Below are 21,633 nucleotides of genomic sequence, written 5' to 3'. Positions count from 1 at the left end.
GCGCTAGGCGTCTTCGCTGTAGGCCGGAATGTCCTCGGGCGTTCGCGGCCAGGCGAACAGCGCGACGCGCTGGTTCCATTTCTCCACGTAGTGTTCGCCAAGGAACGCCCCACCACGTCGCTCCCAGAATCGGCGCCCGTACGAGCTTTCGCCGGCGAAGGTGTCGCCGAGGACTCGTCGGCACTGCGGTTCGATCTCGAACACGCTTTCCACGAATCCGCGGAACATGATGGCCCCGTGCCCGTGCTCGACCATGTCGAGTTCGGCGATGGCTGCGTGCAATCCGATGTCGTAGGGGTCGGCGTCGTAGATGGTCGCGATGTCGTCCTGGGCGGCCCGGAACAGCTCCATGTAGCCCATCGGACGGCCGTCAATGCTGAACACGTACGGCCGGGAGTAGTTGCCCTCGAATTGGATGCCCAAGTGTTGACGCCACTGATCGGCCGGGTAGTCGTAGTGCCACGTCTCGACCAGGTGCGGCCGGTTCATCCACTCGGAGATCATCTCGGCGTCGCCGTCCGGGTCTGCGAAGCGAACGCTGTACGGGGCGGGGAATATCGGCAACGGCGGGGCCGGAACCGCACGGACCTCGTCGGTCACGTTAGCCAGTTGTCGTGCCATCAGCGAGCTCATGGCGCACCGGAACCCGTTGTTGTTGAGTCGGTTTCGGTAATCACTACAGGTTCCTCCTGGAAGTCCTTTGACGGCAACGCCGTCGCCAATGGGTTCGCCCATGATGCCACGACAACCGACTGGCGGCAGGGCCGAAATGCCGAACGACACCGCCAGAACGAGCACCCGAAGTTCCCCCAACGGTGCTGAGACATCAGCACCGTAAAACACTCAAAAACTTGATCCGAGAAGACATCACCGACATGGGTTCGCAGCAGAATAGGGAGTCCCACATGACTGGAAAGCAGCACCGCGCAGAGCGTCGTGGTTTCACTGGCGCCGTTCGCCGCCGGAGTGGCCGAGTGGCAGCTGCCGGTAGTGCGGTTGGGGCGTTTTTGGCGTTTGGGTTGTCGCCGTTGTCTGGGGCGCCTGTTGCGCATGCTGATGAGCTGGATTGGGTTGTTGATCTGGTTGGCGCGGATTTGGCTGGGGCTCTTGGTGATTTGAGTCAGGCGTCGTCGTGGGAGACGTTGTTTGATCAGGCTTCGTGGGAGCCGTTGCTGAGCAATGTTGGTTTGTCGTTTGATGCGTCGTTGGCGGGTGTGCCGGGGTCGGCGGCTGCTGATGATTGGTTTGGGTCGTTGTTCTATGACCCGTGGCATGACTTGGGTCAGGCGTGGATCAACAGTTCGTTTGGTTCTGCGGTCAATGATTTCGTCAATATTTTTGGTTTCGGTCAGATTCTGATCGGTAATGGTGCTGACGGTATTGATGGTGGGACGCTGGCGCAGGCTGCTGGTGGTGCGGGTGGTTTGTGGTTCGGTGATGGTGGTGCCGGTGGTACCGCTGCCGATGGCACCGGTGGTGTGGGTGGTTCGGCGGGGATGTTCGGCGATGGTGGCGCCGGTGGTGCGGGTATTGATGGTGGCGATGGTGGCGCTGGTGGTGCTGGCGGCTGGTGGATGGGTCTTGGTGGTGATGGCGGCGCTGGTGGTGCTGGTATCGCTGGTGGTGCCGGTGGTGTTGGTGGTGTCGGTGGTGATGGTCTTGGTTTGGCGTTCGGTTCGGGCGGTAATGGTGGTCTTGGTGGCGATGGTGCGGTGGGTGCTGCGGGGGCGACTGTTGGTGCTGGGCTGAATGGTCTTGCGGGTGCTAATGGTGGTGCTGGTGGTAATGGTGGTGCTGGTGGTCGTGGTTCGTGGTTGATCGGTTCCGGTGGTAAGGGTGGTGCCGGCGGTGCTGGTGCCGACGGTGGTAATGGTGGCGATGGCGGCGACGGCATCAACGCCACGGCTCCGGGCGCCGACGGTGGCGCGGCCGGTGACGGTGGCAACGGTGGTACCGGTGGTGCGGCCGGTCGTGGTGGTGCTGCTGGTTCCGGTGGTCTGCTGGGGTCGTCGGGTGTCGCGGGTGTCGGTGGCACTGCTGGTGACGGTGGTAACGCCGGTGTCGGTGGTAACGGTGGCGACGGCGCCGACGGCGATGGCGCTCACATCGACGGTGGTGCCGGTGGTCGTGGTGGTGACGCGGGTGTGGCCGGTGCCGGTGGTGCGGCGGCGCCCGGCGGCACGGCGGGTGCCGCGGGTGCGGCGGCGACCGGTGGTGGTAACGGTGGCCGCGGCGGTGACGGCGCCGACGCGGCCGTGGCCGGTGGTGCCGGTGGTGCCGGTGGTCGTGGTGGTGACGCTGGCTCGCTGGGCAACGGTGGCGCCGGTGGCGCCGGTGGTGACGGTGCGGTCGGCGTGGCCGGACACACCGATGCCAATGGTGATGGCACGACGGGTCTGGCCGGTGGCGCCGGTGGTGTCGGTGGCGCCGGTGGTGCGGGCGGTTCCGACGCCGGCAATGGTGGTGCCGGTGGTGCCGGTGGCCGCGGCGGCATCGGTGGCGTCGGTGGCGCCGGCAATGACGGCGCCGCGGGTCTGAATGCGGCCGCCGGTAGCGGTGATAACGGTGGCGACGGTGGCGACGCGAACAGCACCGCCGGCAACGGTGGCGTTGGTGGTGTCGGCGGCGACGGTGGCGCGGGTGGTACTTCGGCGCACGGCACCGCGGGTGCGCACGGTGTCGGTGGTATCGGTGGCGACGGCGGTGCCGCGGGCGCGACCGGTGTCGGTGGTAACGGCGGCGACGGTGCGGGCGGCGGTACCGGGGCAGCGGCCGGTAACGGCGGTAAGGGTGGTGCCGGTGGTGCCATCGGTAGCGGTGGTGCCGGTGGCGCCGGTGGCTCCAGCGGTGGCGCTAACCACGCGGCCTCCGGCGCGACGGGCGCAGACGGCACGGGCGGCAACGGCGGCAACGGTGGTAACGGTGGTGCCGGCGAGCTGCTTGGCGACGGCACCGTACAGACCGGTGGCCAGGGCGGCAACGGTGGTAACGCCGGGGCGGTCGGGGACGGCGGTAACGGCGGCGTCGGCGGTAAGGGCGCGACCGGCACGGCCGGACACACGAACATCAGCGGTGACGGCACGGACGGCGTTGTCGGTGGCGCCGGTGGTGCGGGCGGCATCGGTGGGGCCGGCGGTAGCACCGCGGGCAACGGTGGCGCCGGTGGTGCGGGCGGCGTCGGTGGCACCGGCGGTGCCGGTGGCCACGGCCTCGACGGCCAGGACGGTGTTGATGCGACGGCCGGCAGCGGCGGTGACGGCACGGTCGGTATCGGCGGTGGCGACAGCGGCAACGGCGGCGCCGGTGGTGTCGGCGGTCAGGGCGGTGCCGGCGGCACTGCGACCGCGGGCAACGCCGGCACGGACGGTGACGGCGGCCAGGGTGGTGTCGGCGGCGCGGCCGGCAATGCCGGCAACGGCGGTCGCGGCGGTGACGGTGCGGGTGGCGGCAACAACGCCACGGCCGGCTCCGGTGCACAAGGCGGTACCGGAGGTAACCGCGGCGAGGCTGGCGCCGGCGGTGCCGGCGGCTGGAACGCGGACAACAGTGTCCAGGCGGACCAGGGTGCTGATGGTGCCGAGGGCGGCGGCGGCCACGGTGGTACCGGCGGCCGCGGTGGCGACGGTGAACTGCTCGGTGGAAATGTGCCGCAGGCCGGTGGCAACGGCGGTACCGGTGGTACGGCCGGTATCGGCGGCGACGGTGGTGTCGGCGGCGATGGCGGAAACGGCGCGTCGGGCATCAACGGAACGACGGTGGTCATAGACGGGACCACGGGTGGTACCGGTGCCGTAGGCGGCAACGGTGGAGCGGGCGGCGCCGCTGGCGTGGGCTCCGGAAACGGTGGTGCCGGTGGTAACGGTGGCACCGGTGGTAACGGTGGAAACGGTGGCGCAGCCGACGACGGCTACCTGTTGGACCTCGCGGGCGGCAACGGTGGTAGCGCCGGTGCAGGTGCCGCGGGCGGCACCGGTGGTGCCGGCGGCACCTCGGCCGAAGGCACCGGCGGCCAGGGTGGCGCCGGTGGTACTGGCGGCAACGCGGGGACCGCGGCCGTCGGTGGTCAGGGCAGCGGTGGCGGTGGCGGTGCGAACGCCGGTGCCGGCGGCAACGGCGGTGACGGCGCGCTCGGCGGCGCAGGCGGCCAGGCCGGCGTGGGTGGCGCTGGGGTTGACGCGGGCGCGGACGGCGCCGTGGGCGCTGACGGCGTAGCGGCCGACGGTGCAGATGGCGGTCGCGGAGGCGACGGATACGGCCTGATCAGCGGGACCAACACCGGGCAGGGTGGCGGCAACGGCGGTCAGGGTGGTAACGCCGCCGCAGTCGGTAACGGCGGAATGGGTGGCACCGGCGGAGCCGGCGCGACGGTAGACGGCAGCACCGGCAACGACGGGAATGGCACCGACGGTGCAGTCGGTGGAGTCGGCGGTGACGGCGGCCAGGGTGGTGCCGGCGGCAGCACCTCGGGTAACGGCGGTGCGGGTGGCTTCGGCGGCGTCGGTGGCCAGGGTGGTGCCGGCGGTGCGGGCGCGGACGCCACCGTGGCCGACACGGACGGTGGCAACGGCGGCAACGCTGGAGCCGGTGGCGGCGGCGGTAATGGCGGCCTGGGCGGCACGGCCACCAACGGCACTGGTGGCGCCGGCGGCAATGCCGGCATCGGCGGCAATGGCGGCGTCGCGGGCAATGGCGGCGCCGGCCTCGGTGGCGGCGGTGCGGCGAACGCCGGGAACGGCGGTCACGGCGGTAACGGCGCCGACGGTGGTGTAGCAGGCCAGGTGGGCCTGGGCGGCACCGGCACCACCAACGGCGCGGATGGCTCCACTCGCCCCGACGGTATTGCCAGTGACGGCGGCGTCGGTGGCCAGGGCGGCACCGGCGTGGGTCTGAGCGGCGGCGTCGGCCAGGGCGGTGGTCATGGTGGCGCCGGCGGTAACGCGGCTGCGACCGGCAACGGTGGTGCGGGTGGTGCCGGTGGTGCCGGCGCGACCGTGGACGGCATCACGGGCGGCGACGGCAACGGCACTGCGGGTGCGGTCGGTGGCATCGGCGGTAACGGCGGCACCGGTGGTAGCGGTGGCACCACGTCGGGCAACGGTGGCGCCGGCGGCAACGCCGGTAAGGGCGGCAACGGTGGCGCCGGCGGCGCGGGCGCGGACGCAACAGTGGCCGACACCGCGGGCGGTAACGGTGGGAACGCCGGTGCTGGTGGCCAGGGTGGTGTCGGCGGCCAGGGCGGTGACGCTGCCGCCGGCACCGGTGGTGTCGGCGGTAACGCCGGCGACGGTGGCAACGCTGGTACGGCCGGATCCGGTGGTAAGGGCCTCGGTGGCGGCGGCGCGGCCAGCGCGGGCGCGGGAGGCGCGGGTGGCGATGGCGCCGACGGCGCCGGCGCGGGCACGGCCGGTGCCGGCGGTACCGGCGCGAATGGCGACGGTGCGGACGGCAGCGGTGGCGTGTCCGGTATCGGCAGCGACGGCGGTGCCGGTGGCAACGGTGGTATCGGCTCGGGTCTGATCAGTGGCAGTGACACGGGCCAGGGCGGCGGTGCCGGTGGGCACGGCGGTAACGCGGCTTCGGTGGGCACCGGTGGTGCCGGCGGCAACGGTGGTGCTGGTGCGGCTGGTGAAGACGGCGTCACGCTGAGCGACGGCAACGGCACCAACGGCACCCACGGCGGCGTCGGCGGTGCGGGCGGTGTCGGTGGTGCCGGCGGAACGAATGACGGCAACGGCGGTGCCGGCGGCCAAGGTGGCGTAGGTGGCGGCGGCGGTAACGCCGGCCACGGCGCCAACGGCGTCAGTGGCGCCGTGGTTACCCCCGGCAGCGGTGGCTCCGGCGCGAACGGAACCGACGGCGGCAACGGTGGCGTCGGTGGTAACGGTGGCGCCGGTGGTACCGGTGGTGCCGGCGGTACTTCCAGTCACGGCAGTGCCGGTGTGGATGGATCCGGTGGCGCTGGTGGTAATGCCGGTAATGCCGGCAATGCCGGTAACGGTGGTCGCGGTGCCGACGGTGCCGGCGGCGGCAGTGGTGCGGTGGCCGGCTCCGGCGGTGACGGTGGTAACGGCGGCGTCCGCGGCACGGCGGGCACGGCGGGTACGGGCGGCTGGAACGCCGGGCACACCACCCAGGCGGGCAGCGGTAATGCCGGTACCTCGGCTATCGGCGGCAACGGCGGAGCAGGCGGCAAGGGCGGCACCGGCGTGCTGCTCGCCGATGGCACCGCGCAGCTTGGTGGGGCCGGCGGTGACGGTGGCAATGCCGGACCCGTGGGTAACGGTGGTGCCGGCGGTAACGGTGGTGCCGGTGCCGCGGGCGCGACCGGCTCGACTGCTCTGGCCAACGGCGGAACCGGTGGTAACGGTGCGGCCGGTGGTAGCGCGGGCAACGGCGGTAAGGGCGGCTCGATCTCCGGCAACGGCGGCCAGGGTGGTGTCGGCGGTGCCGGCGGCAACGGTGGTGCCGGCGGTGCGGGCGTGCAAGGTCTCGCGGGCGCTGACGCTGCCGCGGGCAGCGGCGGCAACGGCGGCGACGGCACCGATGGCGGTAACGGCGGCCAGGGCGGTAACGGCGGCCAGGGCGGTAGCGGCGGTCAGGGCGGTAGCGCCACCAACGGCACCGCCGGGCTCAACGGCAGCGGTGGTATCGGCGGTAACGGCGGCGCCTCCGGCCAGGCCGGTGACGGTGGCCGCGGTGGTAACGGTGCCGGCGGTGGCGCCGACGACACTGCTGGGCACGGTGGTAACGGCGGCGCCGGTGGCGACCGCGGTACAGCTGGTTCGGCCGGTAAGGGCGGCCTGAACGGTGACGGTGTCACCTACCGCTCCGACGGTGCGGGCGGCGTGGTTGCCGGCGGCGGCAATGGTGGTGTCGGTGGAGCCGGCGGCAACGGCGCAATGCTCGCCGATGGTGTCACCGGCCAGGCCGGTGGCTACGGCGGCAACGGTGGTGCGGCGGGTGCGATCGGTACCGGTGGCGCCGGCGGTGCTGGTGGACATGGCGGTAGCGGCTTGGTTGGCGGCACCGACATCGACGGCAACGGCACTCTCGGTGGCGATGGTGGCACCGGTGGCCATGGCGGTAACGGTGGCGCCGGAGGCACCACCTCGGGTGCTGCAGGTGCAGGCGGCGCGGGCGGTACCGGCGGTAGTGGCGGCAACGGTGGCGACGGTGTCATCGGCTTGGCCGGCGACACTGGCGGTAACGGCGGCCTGGGCGGTAACGCGGGCTCCGGCGGTGCCGGTGGCCAGGGCGGCGAGACCGCCAATGGTGCCGGCGGCGTCGGTGGCGCGGGCGGCAACGCCGGCAACGCCGGTAACGGTGGTGCGGGCGGCAACGGTGGCAACGGCGGTATCGATGCCGCTGCCGGAAACGGTGGCGTCGGCGGTGACGGCGGAAACCGTGGCCTCGGCGGCGCGGGCGGTGCGGGCGGCGTCGGTAAGGGTGGCGCTGCGGCGGGCGACGGCCAGGACGGCACCAACGGATCCGGCGGTGACGGTGGCGCCGGCGGTAACGGTGGTGCCGGCCAGACCCTGGGCGACGGCTCGGCTCAGGACGGTGGATCCGGCGGTAAGGGCGGTAGCGCCGGTGTGATCGGCACCGGTGGCGCCGGCGGTAACGGCGGCGTCGGCTCGGCCGGTGTCGACGGTCTCACCGACACGAACGGTGACGGCACGGCCGGCTCTGCCGGTGGCCACGGCGGTAGCGGCGGTGAGGGTGGTGCCGGTGGTGCTGAGGCCGGCAACGGTGGTGTCGGTGGTACCGGTGGCGCCGGTGGTGTCGGAGGCCACGGCGGTGCCGGTGACAACGGTGCAACCGGAACCAATGCGACGGCCGGCAGCGGCGCCAACGGCGGCAACGGTGGCGACGCCACCAGCACCAACGGTGACGGTGGAGCCGGTGGTAACGGCGGTAGTGGTGGAGCCGGTGGTTCGGCCACCAACGGCAACACCGGCGCTGCCGGTGCCGGCGGCAAGGGCGGCGCCGGAGGCAACACCGGCGACGGAGCCAACGGTGGTAACGGTGGCGCTGGTGCCGGCGGTGGCAGCGACACGATTGCTGGATCCGGTGGCAACGGTGGCCAGGGCGGCACCGCTGGAACGGCGGGCCAGGGTGGCACCGGCGGCATCGGCGGCAACGGCACGGCTGCTTCCGACGGCCAGGACGGCCTGGTGCTCGGTGGCAACGGCGGTGACGGTGGCGACGGCGGTAACGCCGCGCTCGGCCAGTCCGGCGGTAACGGCGGTACCGGCGGTGCGGCAGGCACGATCGGACACGGCGGCGACGGCGGTGACGGCGGCGCTGGATCCAACGGTGTGGCCGGAGGCACCAGCGGCAACAACGGCACCGACGGCACGGCCGGTACGGCCGGCGGCAACGGTGGTGTCGGCGGTGCCGGTGGCTCCATCTCCGGTGACGGCGGCGCCGGTGGCCACGGCGGTATCGGTGGTGACGGTGGTGTCGGCGGCAACGCCGCCAACGGCACTGCGGGAACCAACGCCACAGCCGGAACCGGCGGCAACGGTGGTGTCGGCGGTGACGCCACCGGCGCGGCCGGGGCGGGCGGCGCCGGCGGTGCCGGTGGCCAAGGTGGTGCCGGCGGTACGGCGACCGATGGCAACAGCGGTGCGGACGGCTCGGGCGGCCATGGCGGCAACGGCGGCAAGGGCGGCAACGCCGGTGTCGGCGGCCGCGGTGGCGACGGCGCCGGTGGCGGAACGAATGCCGCGGCCGGTAACGGCGGTAAGGGCGGCAACAGCAGCAGCACCTACGGAGCCGGCGGCGCGGCCGGTGCTGGCGGTCTGGGTGGCGACGGGGTGACCCAAGCCGACAGCGGCGCCGCAGGTAACCACGGCGCGGTCGGCGCTGGCGGCACCGGCGGTAACGGCGGCAACGGCACGACGCTGGGCAGCGGCCTTGCGCAGGTCGGTGGCAACGGCGGTACCGGCGGTAACTCCACCGCCGAGTACGGCAACGGTGGTGCCGGCGGTGTCGGCGGCAACGGTGCCGCTGGAACCTCCGGTACCAACGCCGCCAACGGCGCCGGTGCCGCAGGCGGTAACGGCGGTAACGGTGGTGCGGCCGGCCAGCACGGCACCGGTGGCGCCGGTGGTAACGCCGGTAACGGTGGGATCGCCGGCAACAACACCTCGGTTGGCGCGAACGGCGGCACGGGTAACCAGCCCAAGGACCCGAACGGTAACTCGATGGCCGGCGGCGAGGGCGGCAACGGCGCCAAGGGTGCCACCGGGTTTGCCGGTGGAAAGGGCGGCGTCGGTGGTGTCGGTGGTGCCGGCGGCACCGTCACCGGTGACGGTGGTGCGGGCGGCCTCGGTGGCAACGGCGGGGTCGGCGGCGGCGGCGGTACCGGTGGCAACGGCGGCACCGGTGGTGCGGGCGGTGCCGGCGCCCTGGGTCTGCCCGGGCGTACCGGTGGTACCGGCGGTGTCGGCGGTCAGGGCGGCGACGGCGGCATCGGCGGCGCGGCTGGCCAAGGTGGCGCCGGTGGTGTTGCGCTGGGCGACGGACAGGCCGGTGCACACGGCGGCGGCGGTCAGGGCGGTCAGGGCGGTGTCGGCGGTAAGGCAGGCGTCGGCGGCAATGGTGGCGCCGGTGGTGCCGGCTACAACGGCATCGTCGGTCAGGGCACCGGTGGTGGTGGTACCGGAGGCAGCGGCGGTACCGGCGGCCAGGGTGGCACCGGCGGGCAAGGCGGGGCCAACACCGACGGCACCAATGCTGACGGCGGTGCCGGTGGCATGGGCGGTAAGGGTGGTAACGGCGTCAACGGTGCCTCCAAGCCCAGCAAGTCCAACTGGGCGGGCAGCGGCGGTAGCGGTGGCAAGGGTGGTGCGGGCGGTACCAACGGCGACGGTGTCGCTGGTTCGTCGGGTTCTGCCGGTGTCAACGGCGGCAAGGCCAACGGCGGCACCATCGGTCAGGGCGGTGCCGGTGGCGCCGGCGGTACGGGCGCACCCTAGCCAGAAGCCTAGGCAGGGGCGTAGACGTACGAATCCCCGATCCGACACTTCGGTGTCGGATCCGGGGATTCGTACGTTGCGGGCCAACCGAACTCACGCCAACAAAAAGGGCGGTGACAGCTGCTCTGTCACCGCCCCTCTGTGCCGCTCCGCCTACGCTTTGCGATAGCCCGGCATGTCTTCCGGGGTCCGCAGCCAGGCGAACAGGGCAATGTTTTGATCCCACTTGGCCATGTAGTGCTCGCCAAGGAAGACCCCGCCGCGGCGCTCCCAGAACCGGCGACCGTACGAGCCTTCACCGGCATTGGTGTCTCCGATGATCCGTCGGCATTCCGGTTCGGCCGCGAAAATGCTGGACACCAAGGGGCCAAAGATGTTCTTGCCGTGGCCCTTTTCGACCGCGGCGGCGTCGGCCATGGCTCCGTGCAAGCCCACATCGTAGGGAAGGGCGTCATACACCGTTGCCAGATCGTCTTTTGCCACCCGGAACAGCTCCATATATCCGAGGGGCTCGCCGTGGAGGAGCCAGATGTACGGGCGTGAGTAGGCACCGTCGAACTGGGTTTGCAGGTGACGGCGCCATTCGTCGGCTGGATAGGCGTAGCCCCAGGTTTCGGCCAGATGCGGCCGGTTCATCCATTCGGAGATCATCTCGGGGTCGCCGGGCTGGTCTGCGAAACGGACACTGTACGGATCGGCGAGGATCGGTAGCGGCGGCGCCGGAACACTCAGGAGGTAGTCGCTCAGGCCGACCCGTTCCCGCGGCATACTCATAGCGCACCCGAATCCGTTGTGGCCGAGCTGGCTTGAGTAATCATTGCAAGTGCCTCCTGGGAATCCGTTGACGGCAGCGCCGTCGCCAATCGGTATCGACAATGATGCTACGTCGCTCCCCCTGGGGCGAGCGTGCGTGTTTGTACGGAGACACACCGCGAAAGCCGACATTCTGTGCACCCTCGGCAGGCGTCTAGACGGTCAGCACAACCTTTCCCGTCACCTCACCCGATGACAGCAGCTGATGTGCTTCGGCGGCCTGCTCGATAGGCAGCCGCGCGCCAATCACCGGTTTGACCCGGCCGTCGCCGAGCATGGGCCAGAGCTCGGTGGTCACCGCGGCAACAACCGCGCCCTTGCTGTGCGGCCCCTCCACCGGGCGACCGCGCAAGGCGGTCCCGATCACCCGGGCGCGTTTGGAGATCAGCTTGCCCAGGTTCAACTCGCCCTTGACTCCGCCCTGCATCCCGATGACCACCAGCCGCCCGTCGTTGGCCAGCGCATCGACATTGCGGTCCAGGTAGGCCGCCCCCATGATGTCCAGGATCACGTCGGCGCCGCCTGCCTCGCGGACCCGAGCCACGAAGTCCTCGTCGCGATAGTTGACGGTGATCTCGGCACCCAGTTCACGACAGAACTCCAACTTGGCCGCTGATCCGGCGGTGACGGCCACCCAGGCGCCCAATTGACGTGCCACCTGAATGGCATGGCTGCCCACGCCGCTCGCTCCGCCGTGCACCAGCAGCAGCTGGCCCTCGGACAACCCCGCCGTCAGCACCAGGTTCGACCAGACTGTGCACGCCACTTCCGGTAGGCCGGCGGCATCGGCCAGGTCCACCCCGGCCGGAATCGGCAATACCTGGGGGGCGGGAACCGCAACGTACTCGGCGTAGCCGCCCCCGGCCAACAACGCGCAAACCTGTTGTCCGGTTGTCCAACCCGACACTTCGTCACCCACCGCGGCAATGACTCCGGAGACCTCCAGGCCGAGGGTGTCGCTCGCCCCGGGTGGGGGCGGGTACAGGCCCGCGGCCTGCAGCAGATCGGCCCGGTTCACACCGGCCGCGGCTACCCGAATCAGTACCTCGCCGGGGGCGGGTTGCACGTCGGGGACCTCTCGCCATGCGAGGACTTCGGGGGATTCAGCGATGATGGCGCGCATGCCGGACACGCTACTACCGGCCCGACGCACCCGAAAACGATGAGGAACCCTATGTGTGTCGCTTAGCATGACGCTGTGCAGCGCCACGATCGCCGCCGGACGGGGAGTGATTTACCCGGCTTGGATCTCGCCGAACGTCAAGCATGGCAACACTATTTGGAAGCCGTGCTGCGATTCGACGCGGCCCTGAACCGGGCGCTCAACGCTGAGCATCAACTGTCGGTGATCGACTTGCGGGTGCTCGACATGCTGGTCAAGTCCTCGGACGGATCCGCTCGAATGGGAGATGTGGCCGGCCTACTCGGTGCGACGCGGCGTCAGATGACGAACCGGATCGACCGTCTGGGGGAGCGCGGGTTGGTACGCCGAGTGCCTGATCCGCAGGACAAACGCGGGGTGGTCGCGCTGCTCACCGCCGACGGCCGCGCGATAGTCGACCAGGCGATCATCAGTTACGCGAAAGCAGTCTCGACCTACCTACTCGGATCGCTGTCGACTCGCCAGGTCAGCATCGTGGCGGAGAACTGCTGGCGCATCGGCGAGGGCCTTCGGCTTTCCGAACTGCGGCGTGCATTGGTCGAACCTGGTCCACCCGTTCCGGTTCGCCTTGATGCCCAAGCCTTTCCGGAGGCGCCCACCTGCTATCTGCCCGGGGTCGACGATGCCGGGAAGCGTTGCTGGCATCAGTTCATGGCGTCGTCGGCGACGCTCTTCCCGGTATTGAACGAGCGATTGGTCGAGGCGGTACAGCTCGGTCTCATCGACATTCTGCTGTTGGATCTGATCGCCAAGTCCCCGGGCGGATCCGCGCCCATGAGCGTGTTGGGTCAAGCGTTCGCACTGCAACCCAGCCGGATCACCCAGCAGATCACCCGCCTCGAGTCCGAGGGCCTGGTGCGCCGCGCGCCCGGTGAGGGCGATCGACGACGCGTCGTCGTCACCATCACGCTGCACGGTCGGGTCCGGCTGGGGCCGGCACTTACGTTCTACGCCAGGGAAATTCGCCGGTATTACTTGAACCCGATGTCGCGCCAGCAGGCGATCGCTCTCGGTGATGCGTGCCGTCGGATCAGCTTGCCTCTCAAGTCCGGTGCCGACCGGCCGGTGCGGGCGGTACGCCGGAGTTCAGCGGCAGTCGCGGCCGTCGAAGGCGACGTCGTTCACCAGTGACCAGCTGACCGATCTAGCGCCGATACCACCCAGCCGCATTGTGGTTCACAGGGTTTCCACAGTTTGCTGGATCGGGATGGGGTAGTTCCGCATGGGAGAGAAGCGAACTGGTTACCCACGGGTAGTTACCGCTTGAAACAGTTAGGCCCGCTGTGGGGGTTGATGCGCGGCCCCCGATCGCGCCGCTGACCTGGGAATTCGGACATTATCCAAGTAGCCCCGCGTGCCACGGCGTCAAACGTCTTCGCGGATAACAACGTTCGATTAGAGACACTCAGTCCTCGCTTAGTTACGTTCAGCGCTGTTCAGCTCGTCACCAATCCACCTGCCGAGGAGTTCCCCTTGCACGCCACCATTCGCCCCTATGCCACCGCTGGTGTGGCACTGGTCGGGGCCAGTCTCGTCGCTATCACCCCGGTGTCTGCGCCGTTACCCGCTCTGCGTGATGTTCAGTCCCCGGTGGTGACGCTGACCAGCGCATGGGATGACGTGCTCAATGCCGCGTCGGCGAATGTGACGGCGATGTTGAACAACTGGTACCTGGCTCCCGGGGTGGGTATGCAGCAGTTCTGGGCCAACCAGATGAGCTACTGGAACCAGTTGGCCAACGACCCGGCGGGTTCGACCAACGAGATCAATGAGCAGATTCAGCTGCATCTGAACGCGGTGATCTCCGGCTGGGCGCTGCAGAACGAGACCGATGCGACGCACTCCACCGTGCTCAACCACACCATGGACGGCACGCATCAGTTGATGTTCGGCCAGGTCGCCGGCTACATCCCCGCGGATGTGGACAAAGACTCGATCATGCCGATCATCGACTACCTCGGCTCTCCGGCCAGTGCGGTGTTGATGGGCATGATCGGCCCGGGCATCAGCCCGTGGATTGCGTTGCTGAACGGCATCACCGATGGCGACAATCCGTTCGACATCTTGGTCAACATGGGTGGGGCGTTCTTCAACGGCGCCACTTTGAACCTGGATGCTCTGCTGCCGATGATCAACTCGTCGGGCTATTTCCCGGCTGGGATGAACATGGACCATCTGGATTTCGCCTTCGGCGGGCTGCTGTCGCCGGGCGCTGTCGCGGTGGGTCCGTACCAGGTGCTGGGCCCCGGCGGCGAGGTCGCCGCCTCGGTGCCCGCGGTCGGCGGGTCGATCTTCCAAAGTGTGGGTATCGAATTCAGCGGTGTCCCGGTACTGGGCACCCTTGATCTCAACAGCGCGGGCATCGGCCCGATCGCCGCCTGGCAGGCCTGGGGTCAAACCGTGGGCGCTCTGTTGGGTTCGGGCTGGGACGGCAAGGGCCCGGTGGTGGTTACCCCCCCGTTGGCCGGCGCGGAACTGCCCCTGCTCGATGACGGCGGTGCTGCAGCGACCGATGCATTCGGTTGGCTGGGCGACCTGCTCGGACTCTGATTCCTAAACCCTTATCCCCCAGCTCTTTAGAGAGGTATCCCTGCACATGAGTCATCACACCAATGCGCGCCGCCACTCCCGGGCGGTCGGTGCCGCCACTGCTGTCGGTGCGTTCCTGGCCTTTGGAATGGCGCCGCTCAGCTCCGGGCCGGTAGCTCAAGCCGATGAATTCGACTGGATCGCCGACCTTTTCGACGCGTCGGCCTGGCTGGCCCCGGAGCCTGCCGACGTGGGTGCCTTCGACTGGACCTCCATGATCGACCAATGGTTCTACGACCCGATCCACACCTCGATGGAGGCCTGGATCAACAGTGACTTCGGGTCCATGGTCAACGGCTGGATCAATACGTCGTCTGGACAGTTCCTGATCGGCGACGGTGTCGACGGCACCGAAGCCAACCCCGATGGCGGCAACGGCGGCTTGTGGTTCGGCGACGGCGGCGACGGCTGGGACAGCGCGACGGCCGGTGTTGCTGGCGGTAATGGTGGCAATGCGGCCGGTTGGTTCGGTGACGGCGGTGACGGCGGCAGCGGTGGTGCGGGGGCCGATGGCGGTGCCGGTGGAGCCGGCGGGCTCTGGATGGGCAATGGCGGTAACGGCGGCAACGGTGGCATCGCCCTGGATGCTGCTGTCGCCGGTGGCAATGGAGGCGCCGGCGGCGACGCCTCGGGATGGTTCTTCGGCAACGGCGGGGCTGGCGGCAATGGGGCAGCTGGGCTGGCGGGCGCCGCAGGCACTTTCGCCAATGGCGGCGACGGCAACGGCATAGCCGGCGGTTACGGCGGCAATGGCGGCGCCGGCGGGCGCAGCAGCTTCATGTTCGGCAACGGCGGCAACGGCGGCAACGCCGGAGCCGGCGGTAAAGGGGGCGATGGCGCCACCGGCACCGCCGATCACGTTGACGGCGGAAACGGGGCCTGGTCCTGGGGCGGCGGCGCCGGTGGTGCGGCCGGTGCGCGTGGATCCTCCATCTACACCAGCCCCATGTACGGACATGCCGGGCAGCTCGGAAACGGCGGCGACGGCGGCGACGCCGGTAATGGCGGGAACGCCTACCAAGACGTCAACGGCCACTACCTGGGCAACGGTGGTTCCGGCAGCGACGGCGGGTACGCCGGCAACGGCAACATCGGCGGCGCTGGCGGCCTTGGTGGACACGGCGGCAACGGCCTCAACGGTGGAGCTGGCGGGTGGGGCGGAAACGGCGGTCAGTCCGCCGGCAACAACACCGGCGGCGCCGGCGGAAATGCCGGCGCCGGCGGAGATGCCACCGCGGGTACCGGCGGCAGCGGCGGCTGGGGCGGCTCGGGCGCCCCGTCCCTCAGCGGAGTCGGTGGTGCGGGCGGCAACGGTGGCGCCGGTGGCAACGGTGCCACCGGCGACAACACCGTCAAGACCATTGGCGGTGACGGTGGCGGGGGCGGCAGCGGCGGAAGCACGCAAACCGGGGTCGGTGGAGCCAGCGGAAGCGGCGGGGACGGCGGCACCGGTACCTACGCCGGCGGCAACGGTGGAGAAGGTTTCTTCGGAGGTGGGGGCTCCGGTGCGACCGGCGGTGCCGGCGGCAACGGTGGCAACGGTGGCAACAGCACCGGGTGGAATGACGGAACCGGCACCATCTGGAGCCACGGCGGTAACGGCGGCAGCGGCACCTCTGGCGGCGGCGCCTACACCGGCGATGGCGCAGCCGGCGGCAACGGAGGAAACGGCGGTGCCGGGGCGACCGGGCCGGGTGTCATCAGCGTTGGTGGCGCCGGCGGCAGCGGCGGCACCGGCGGCACCGCCTACGGCGGCGGCAATGCCGGTGCGGGCGGAGTCGGCGGCAACGGCGGAAGCGGCACGGCATCGGGTGGCGATGGCGGCTCCGGCGGCGGTGGCGGCGCGGGCGCGGTCCTTCTCGGCGGAAGTGGGTCAGGCGGCACCGCCGGTGACGGCGGTGCGGGCGGTGCTGGCGGCAACAGTGGCGGAGTCGCCATGCCCGCCAACAACCCCTATGGTGCTGGCCCCAGCCACGCCGGCAACGGCGGCAACGGCGGCATGGGCGGCACCGGCACCATCGGCGCCGGCGGCGACGGCGGTGCGGGCGGCACCGGTGGCAACGCGCAAGGCAGCGTCGATGGTGGCAATGGCGGTACCGGCGGCGTCGGCGGAACCGGCTACACGGGCGCGCCCGCGACCAACCCCGCGCACGAACCTGGCGGTAACGGCCACGACGGTGGCACCGCCGGTAACGGCGGCGTTGGCGGTGCCGGCGGTACCGCGGTCTCCGGCAACGGTGGCAACGGCGGTACTGGCGGCGCGGGCGGCACCGGTGGAGCCGGCAGCCGCGGCGGCAACGGCGGCACCGACTCCAGCGGCAACACCCTGCCCGGCGGCAACGGCGGCGACGGCGGAACTGGCGGCAACGGTGCGGCCGGCGGCACGGGCGGCACCAGCACCAATGGGTCCAACGGTAACCACGGCGCAGCCGGGGCGGCCGGCTCCGGTGGCGCCGGCGGCGTGGCCGGTACCGGCACCCCGCCCGGCCAGCCCGGCACCAACGGCGGTAGCGGCCAACCCGGCTGACCCGGCGACGAACAGCCGCAGACTCGCACTAAAGGCGTCCTGCGCGTGCGCGTTTGCGGCTGCTCGGGAGCACTGATCCGGCCAAGGTACGATTTCCCGCGGTGGCGTGGCAGAGCGGCCTAATGCACTCGCCTTGAAAGCGAGAGACGGCTAACACCGTCCGGGGGTTCAAATCCCTCCGCCACCGCCATCCAAGCCAGGCGCACGCCGTTCCCCCCTTGTCACACCCTCTGGGGAATCGGCCCAGCAAAGTTCCGGTGCGCCGTCCGGTAGGCGGAGCCTCCGTCGAGTGCCTCCGAGTCTCAAGTGCCAGTTGAGGATTCGTCTGTCGTGTGCGGCGTTGCTCCCGATCAACCGGTTGAACCGTTTCTGGGATGTTGGTGCGGCAATCGGTCGCGGAGAATCGGTTTCGGCAACATCGGCGCCCCCAACCGGCGACGGTCGGGGCGCAGGTTTGCCGCGATGCACCGGAGTGCCGCCCCAATCGCTCAGCATGACGCGAAACCCCGCGGGCCCACGAACCACCGGCAATGCTCGGTCTCTCGTTGTCGATATGCATTCACTACGCAAACACGCCGTCGCCCGCGGGGAGTCTCCAGTGCGCCTAAAATCCTCTAGCTTGGACTAGATTTCCGAGCTGACACTGCGAACGGCACCAGCGCAGCGCGAGGCTGATGCTGCAGATTCAGTAGGTTTGTATCCAATTAGTGGGAGCGTCCGGAGGCACTGCGACCGGCGTGTTCCAGTGGTGGGCGAACTGGCAACCGCAATGATGTTGACGCGCTATGGCAACGCCTGGCTAACATGACGGCATGCAACGTCCGTCTCGTCGACGTACCCCCAGTGATCTGCCCGGATTGGACATCGCCGAGCAGAAGTCGTGGCAGAACTTCCTGCACGCCGCGTTGCGCTTTCACACCACGATGGATCGCTGGCTGACCGAAGCGCACCAGCTCTCGGTCATCGACTTGCGGGTGCTGGACATCCTGGATAAGACCGAGGACGGTGCGGCGCGGATGGGCGACCTGGCCGACGCGCTGGGCGCCAATCCGCACCACATGACCAAGCGGATCCGGCGACTCGAAGAGCGGGGTTTCGTTCGGCGCGAACAGAATTCCGATGACCGGCGTGGGGTGGTCGCTCGGATCAGCGACGACGGCCGGCGGGTGGCCGGTCATGCCAGCCTCAACTACGCCCAAGGTGTCAAGACCCATCTCATCGGCACGCTGTCGCGGCGCCAGCTCGCCACTCTCGAGGAGAATTGCCGGCGGATCAATTCCGGACTGAAGCAGGCCGATTCGACACTCTATGTCTCCCGGGCAGCTCACGGCGAGTCTGCGGCCAAGCTACCGCTCTGATCGGCGTCAAGGCTGCAGCGCGCCGGGGTTTGCTCACGCGCCGTTTCGCACTCGCTGTGAAGTCGCTGGGATATTTATTACAACCGTTCAGTTCCGAAGCTCTCCGTCAATGCTCGTTGGGCTCGCACATCGCAGGTGTCCAGCAGTTACCGGCCTAGCACGGGACTTAGCGGCTACCTCGGCCCGCTGCTAGAACACGTTCTGATTGCTACCCGTGAGTTAGTTTCCGGTTGAATCAACCGTCCCGGTTTGTACATTTGCTGGGACTATCCTAAAAGGGGCTGTGAGAAGCCTGGATGCGACGGCGGCAGGCGTTGCGGGCTGGCGGCGAGCGTCACTGATGTATGCAGCAGGATGCAAACTCCGCCGTTTTTCGTGGTCATTGTGGGAAGGGTTTCGGTACCGTCGCCCGCCGTGGAGGACACAGGGGGTCAGGTGCCGGCGATGCGGCTGCCGGGGCTCGAAGACATCGAACAGAATTCCTGGCAGGTGTTCGTCGAGTCATCGACGGGTCTGTTGGCCGCGCTGAACCGAAGCCTGTTGGGCCGCCACCGGCTTGACCTGTCCGAGCTTCGGCTGCTGGATCTGCTCGCCAAGTCCGAGACCGGTTCTGTCCGAATGAGCGAACTGGCTGCAGCGCTGATGCTGCTCCGCAGTCGAGTCACCTGGCTGACCCGGCGTCTGGAAAGCCGCGGCCTGGTCCGCCGGATCCCGATCCCCGGTGATGGGCGGGGCGTGCGCGCCGAGCTCACCCCGGAGGGGCGCAAGAGGTTGGGGGAGGCCCGCAAGACCTATGCCGAACAGATCCGCCGGCTCTACGTGAACCAGATGTCCCGCCAGCAGATGCTTGCCCTGGGTGCCAGTTGCCATCAGATCAGCGCCTCACTGGAAGACGCAGACCTTCCGAAAAAATCGACGCTGGATTGAATCGCTAGCCTCCCGCCCAGTCTGTGGGCATCAAGTTGCCGAATCAAGCACCGGTCGCCGCGTCACGTGGCTAACATCGCCCGACATGGGGCACCTGCGGGCTCTTAGGCGGCCAGTGTGGGAGTTGCCGGTGCTCGACGCGGCTGAATGCACGTGCGTGCACCAGTTTGTGGACACCTCCGAACGTCTGCTTGCGGCCTTGAACGACAGCCTGGTCCACGCCCACGGATTGACTCTCTTTGAGGTCCTGGTACTGGACCGGCTGGCCGGATCCGAGACAGGTTCGGCCCAAATGCGGGACTTGGCTCAGACTTTCGCGCTGGCGCCCAGCCGGGTGACGTCACTGATCGGCCGACTCGAGTGCCAGTCACTGGTCGGTAGGCGGCCGCATCCCGACGACCGCAGAGCGGTGCTTGCCTACATCACCGCTGAGGGCCGGAAGCGGTTCGCCTCTGCGGTGGTGACCTACGCGCGCGGGATCCGCGCGTACTACCTCGATCAGCTGTCGCATCAACAGGCGATCGCCCTGGGCGACGTTTGTCGGCGGACCGGGCCGCCCTAGCAGTCCTGGGCGCAGGTCGGAGTGCGCTAACCGGGGCCGGCCGGGCCCCCGGTTAGCGCTCACATAAATTCTCAGGGAACGCGGCCCTTGGCAGGAGATTCGGACGCCACGAGGCTGGGGCTTCGCGTCGGCTAGATGCCCGTTACCTGCATCAACAGCCATCTACGACATGTTAGCTAAAGTTCGCCTAATAGGGATCCGTGCTGTAGCGAAATTATTTGACACCTGTTTCTACAACACGCGTTTGAACTTTGTCGTCGCATCAGACCTACGCAGGTCAACGGCTATTACGCGCCGCAGAGACGCGGAATGGGCGCGAATGAACGTGTTCCAATTCTTACCGGTCGGTAATTTCCAGTTGAACCATTTAACCGACGTCAAAGGTTTGCTGATAACACATGTTAACGTGTGTACCTGGGATTTTATCGACCGCGCAGATTGCCAACGGCGTCTGGGGCGCACCCCTTTGCGGTCGGCCCTTTCCTGACTGCTGTTTTTCAGGTCTCCCTCAGTTACGTTCCGTGTGCTGAGTCACATGACCTGAAGGAGTTCCCTTGCACGCCATTCTTCGCCCCTACGCAACGGCCGGCGTCGTCATCGCCGGGACCGGCCTGATCGCCGCGACGCCGGTTGTGGCGCCGGCGCCTATGGCCCACACGGTCATTGACGTCGCGCTCACCGCGGGGGGTCTGCCCAGTGTCGCCGAGCCCTGGATTGACGTGTACAACGAATCGGCCGCCAACGCGACGACCCTGATCAACAACTTCTTGTTGGCGCCGGGGGTGGCCTGGCAGCAGCTGTACGCGAACGTCATGGGCTACGCGCAGCAATTCCTGGACGACCCGAGCGCCACCACGCTCGCCGACATCAACACCCAGATCCAGGAGCACTGGGTCGCGGTGCGCGATGGCTGGGCACTGCCGTTGGATGTCGCCAAGGAGACCTACAGCACCGTTAACCACCACACCATCGACGGGACCATCACCACGGGGCATCTCCTGCTGATTGCCCAGGTGCCGGGCTACCTGCCGGCCGGCACCGATGTCGACGGGGTCAACGCGGCGTTGAACTGGATGATCTCGCCGATGTCCGGCGTCATCATGGGCTCGATCGGTCCGGGCATCAGCCCGTGGATCGCCATGATGAACAGCATCACTGAGGGTGACAGCTTCAACGAGATCTTGGCCAGCGGGTGGAACGGATTCCTCAACGGCGCTGTCCTGCACCTGGATTCACTGTTGCCGATGATCAACGACGCCGGCTTCCTGCCGGCCGGCATGGCCCTGGATCGGCTGGACTTCACCTTCGGTGGACTGCTCAGTACCGGCCATGTGCAAATCGCCAACTACCAGGTGCTCGGCGGAAACAATGAAGTGCTGGAGACGGTTCCCACGGTCGGCGGCTCGCTGTTCAACGCCCTGGGTTTGGAAATGGTCGGTGTCCCGTTCCTGAACACGATCAACGTCGTGGGTCAGGGGATCGGCCCGATCGCCGCCTGGGAGATGTGGGGCCAGACCGTCAGCGCACTACTGGGCTCGGGCTGGGACGGCAAGAACACCGTCACTGTGACCCCGCCGTGGATGGGTGTCGAACTGCCCATCATCCCGGACAACTTCCTCGATGACGGTGGCGCGAGCGCGGAAGCCACTGACGTGTTCAGCGGGTTGCAGGACGTGCTCGACGGGCTCTTCAGCTAATCCGCCACCGCAAAT

12 protein-coding genes and 1 tRNA gene are annotated in these 21,633 nt (G+C 69.0%); 10 read left to right on the top strand and 3 right to left on the bottom strand.

From position 1 onward, the window contains the following. Window positions 1–3: 3 nt before the first annotated feature. Entirely contained in the window at window positions 4–621 is a 618-nt protein-coding gene (locus tag ACKY0W_RS20885) for a GNAT family N-acetyltransferase (protein WP_406756746.1), read from the bottom strand. Between the two features lie 744 nt (window positions 622–1,365). Between ACKY0W_RS20885 and ACKY0W_RS20880 the strand changes: the two genes are divergently transcribed. Next, window positions 1,366–1,749, top strand: coding sequence for a hypothetical protein (locus tag ACKY0W_RS20880; RefSeq protein ID WP_409435627.1), 384 nt, complete (start codon window positions 1,366–1,368; stop codon window positions 1,747–1,749). Continuing rightward, the gene (locus tag ACKY0W_RS20875) at window positions 1,665–9,983 is read left to right on the top strand and encodes a PE family protein (protein WP_409435626.1); all 8,319 of its coding nucleotides are present in this window, start codon (window positions 1,665–1,667) and stop codon (window positions 9,981–9,983) included. The genes ACKY0W_RS20880 and ACKY0W_RS20875 overlap by 85 nt, the downstream gene beginning before the upstream one ends. Before the next feature lie 153 nt (window positions 9,984–10,136). On the opposite strand, the gene ACKY0W_RS20870 is transcribed toward ACKY0W_RS20875, so the two are convergent. Together ACKY0W_RS20870 and ACKY0W_RS20865 are read right to left on the bottom strand one after the other, a co-directional pair. Then, on the bottom strand, window positions 10,137–10,757 hold the full coding sequence (locus ACKY0W_RS20870) for a GNAT family N-acetyltransferase (protein ID WP_409435625.1): 621 nt from the start codon (window positions 10,755–10,757) through the stop codon (window positions 10,137–10,139). A gap of 193 nt (window positions 10,758–10,950) precedes the next feature. Further along, window positions 10,951–11,919 carry an NAD(P)H-quinone oxidoreductase gene (locus tag ACKY0W_RS20865; protein WP_409435624.1) on the bottom strand — a complete coding sequence of 323 codons (969 nt, stop codon included), beginning with the start codon at window positions 11,917–11,919 and terminating at the stop codon, window positions 10,951–10,953. A gap of 75 nt (window positions 11,920–11,994) precedes the next feature. Between ACKY0W_RS20865 and ACKY0W_RS20860 the strand changes: the two genes are divergently transcribed. The 8 genes from ACKY0W_RS20860 to gjpA (ACKY0W_RS20825) all read left to right on the top strand — a co-directional run bounded on the left by ACKY0W_RS20860 (window position 11,995) and on the right by gjpA (ACKY0W_RS20825) (window position 21,618). Then, window positions 11,995–13,089 carry a MarR family winged helix-turn-helix transcriptional regulator gene (locus ACKY0W_RS20860; protein WP_409435623.1) on the top strand — a complete coding sequence of 365 codons (1,095 nt, stop codon included), beginning with the start codon at window positions 11,995–11,997 and terminating at the stop codon, window positions 13,087–13,089. Between the two features lie 342 nt (window positions 13,090–13,431). After that, window positions 13,432–14,508 (top strand): outer membrane porin GjpA, encoded by a 1,077-nt coding sequence (gene gjpA / locus ACKY0W_RS20855; RefSeq protein WP_409435622.1) that lies wholly within the window; start codon window positions 13,432–13,434, stop codon window positions 14,506–14,508. A gap of 46 nt (window positions 14,509–14,554) precedes the next feature. Next, a complete protein-coding gene (locus tag ACKY0W_RS20850) occupies window positions 14,555–17,074 on the top strand; it encodes a PGRS repeat-containing protein (protein ID WP_409435621.1) in 2,520 nt (839 codons plus the stop codon). 100 nt (window positions 17,075–17,174) lie between these two features. Continuing rightward, window positions 17,175–17,264, top strand: a tRNA-Ser gene (locus tag ACKY0W_RS20845). 622 nt (window positions 17,265–17,886) lie between these two features. Continuing rightward, window positions 17,887–18,432 carry a MarR family winged helix-turn-helix transcriptional regulator gene (locus tag ACKY0W_RS20840; protein ID WP_409435620.1) on the top strand — a complete coding sequence of 182 codons (546 nt, stop codon included), beginning with the start codon at window positions 17,887–17,889 and terminating at the stop codon, window positions 18,430–18,432. 414 nt (window positions 18,433–18,846) lie between these two features. Continuing rightward, window positions 18,847–19,359, top strand: a complete 513-nt coding sequence (locus ACKY0W_RS20835; protein ID WP_409435619.1) for a MarR family winged helix-turn-helix transcriptional regulator — start codon at window positions 18,847–18,849, stop codon at window positions 19,357–19,359. Between the two features lie 85 nt (window positions 19,360–19,444). Continuing rightward, window positions 19,445–19,921 carry a MarR family winged helix-turn-helix transcriptional regulator gene (locus tag ACKY0W_RS20830; RefSeq protein WP_409435618.1) on the top strand — a complete coding sequence of 159 codons (477 nt, stop codon included), beginning with the start codon at window positions 19,445–19,447 and terminating at the stop codon, window positions 19,919–19,921. 554 nt (window positions 19,922–20,475) lie between these two features. Further along, window positions 20,476–21,618, top strand: a complete 1,143-nt coding sequence (gene gjpA, locus ACKY0W_RS20825; RefSeq protein WP_409435617.1) for an outer membrane porin GjpA — start codon at window positions 20,476–20,478, stop codon at window positions 21,616–21,618. Window positions 21,619–21,633: the final 15 nt, after the last annotated feature.

This window comes from Mycobacterium sp. SMC-14, assembly GCF_046250075.1.
Lineage (GTDB): Bacteria > Actinomycetota > Actinomycetes > Mycobacteriales > Mycobacteriaceae > Mycobacterium.
Note: the sequence above shows the minus strand (reverse complement) of the source record. Positions and strands in the feature narration are given on the sequence as shown.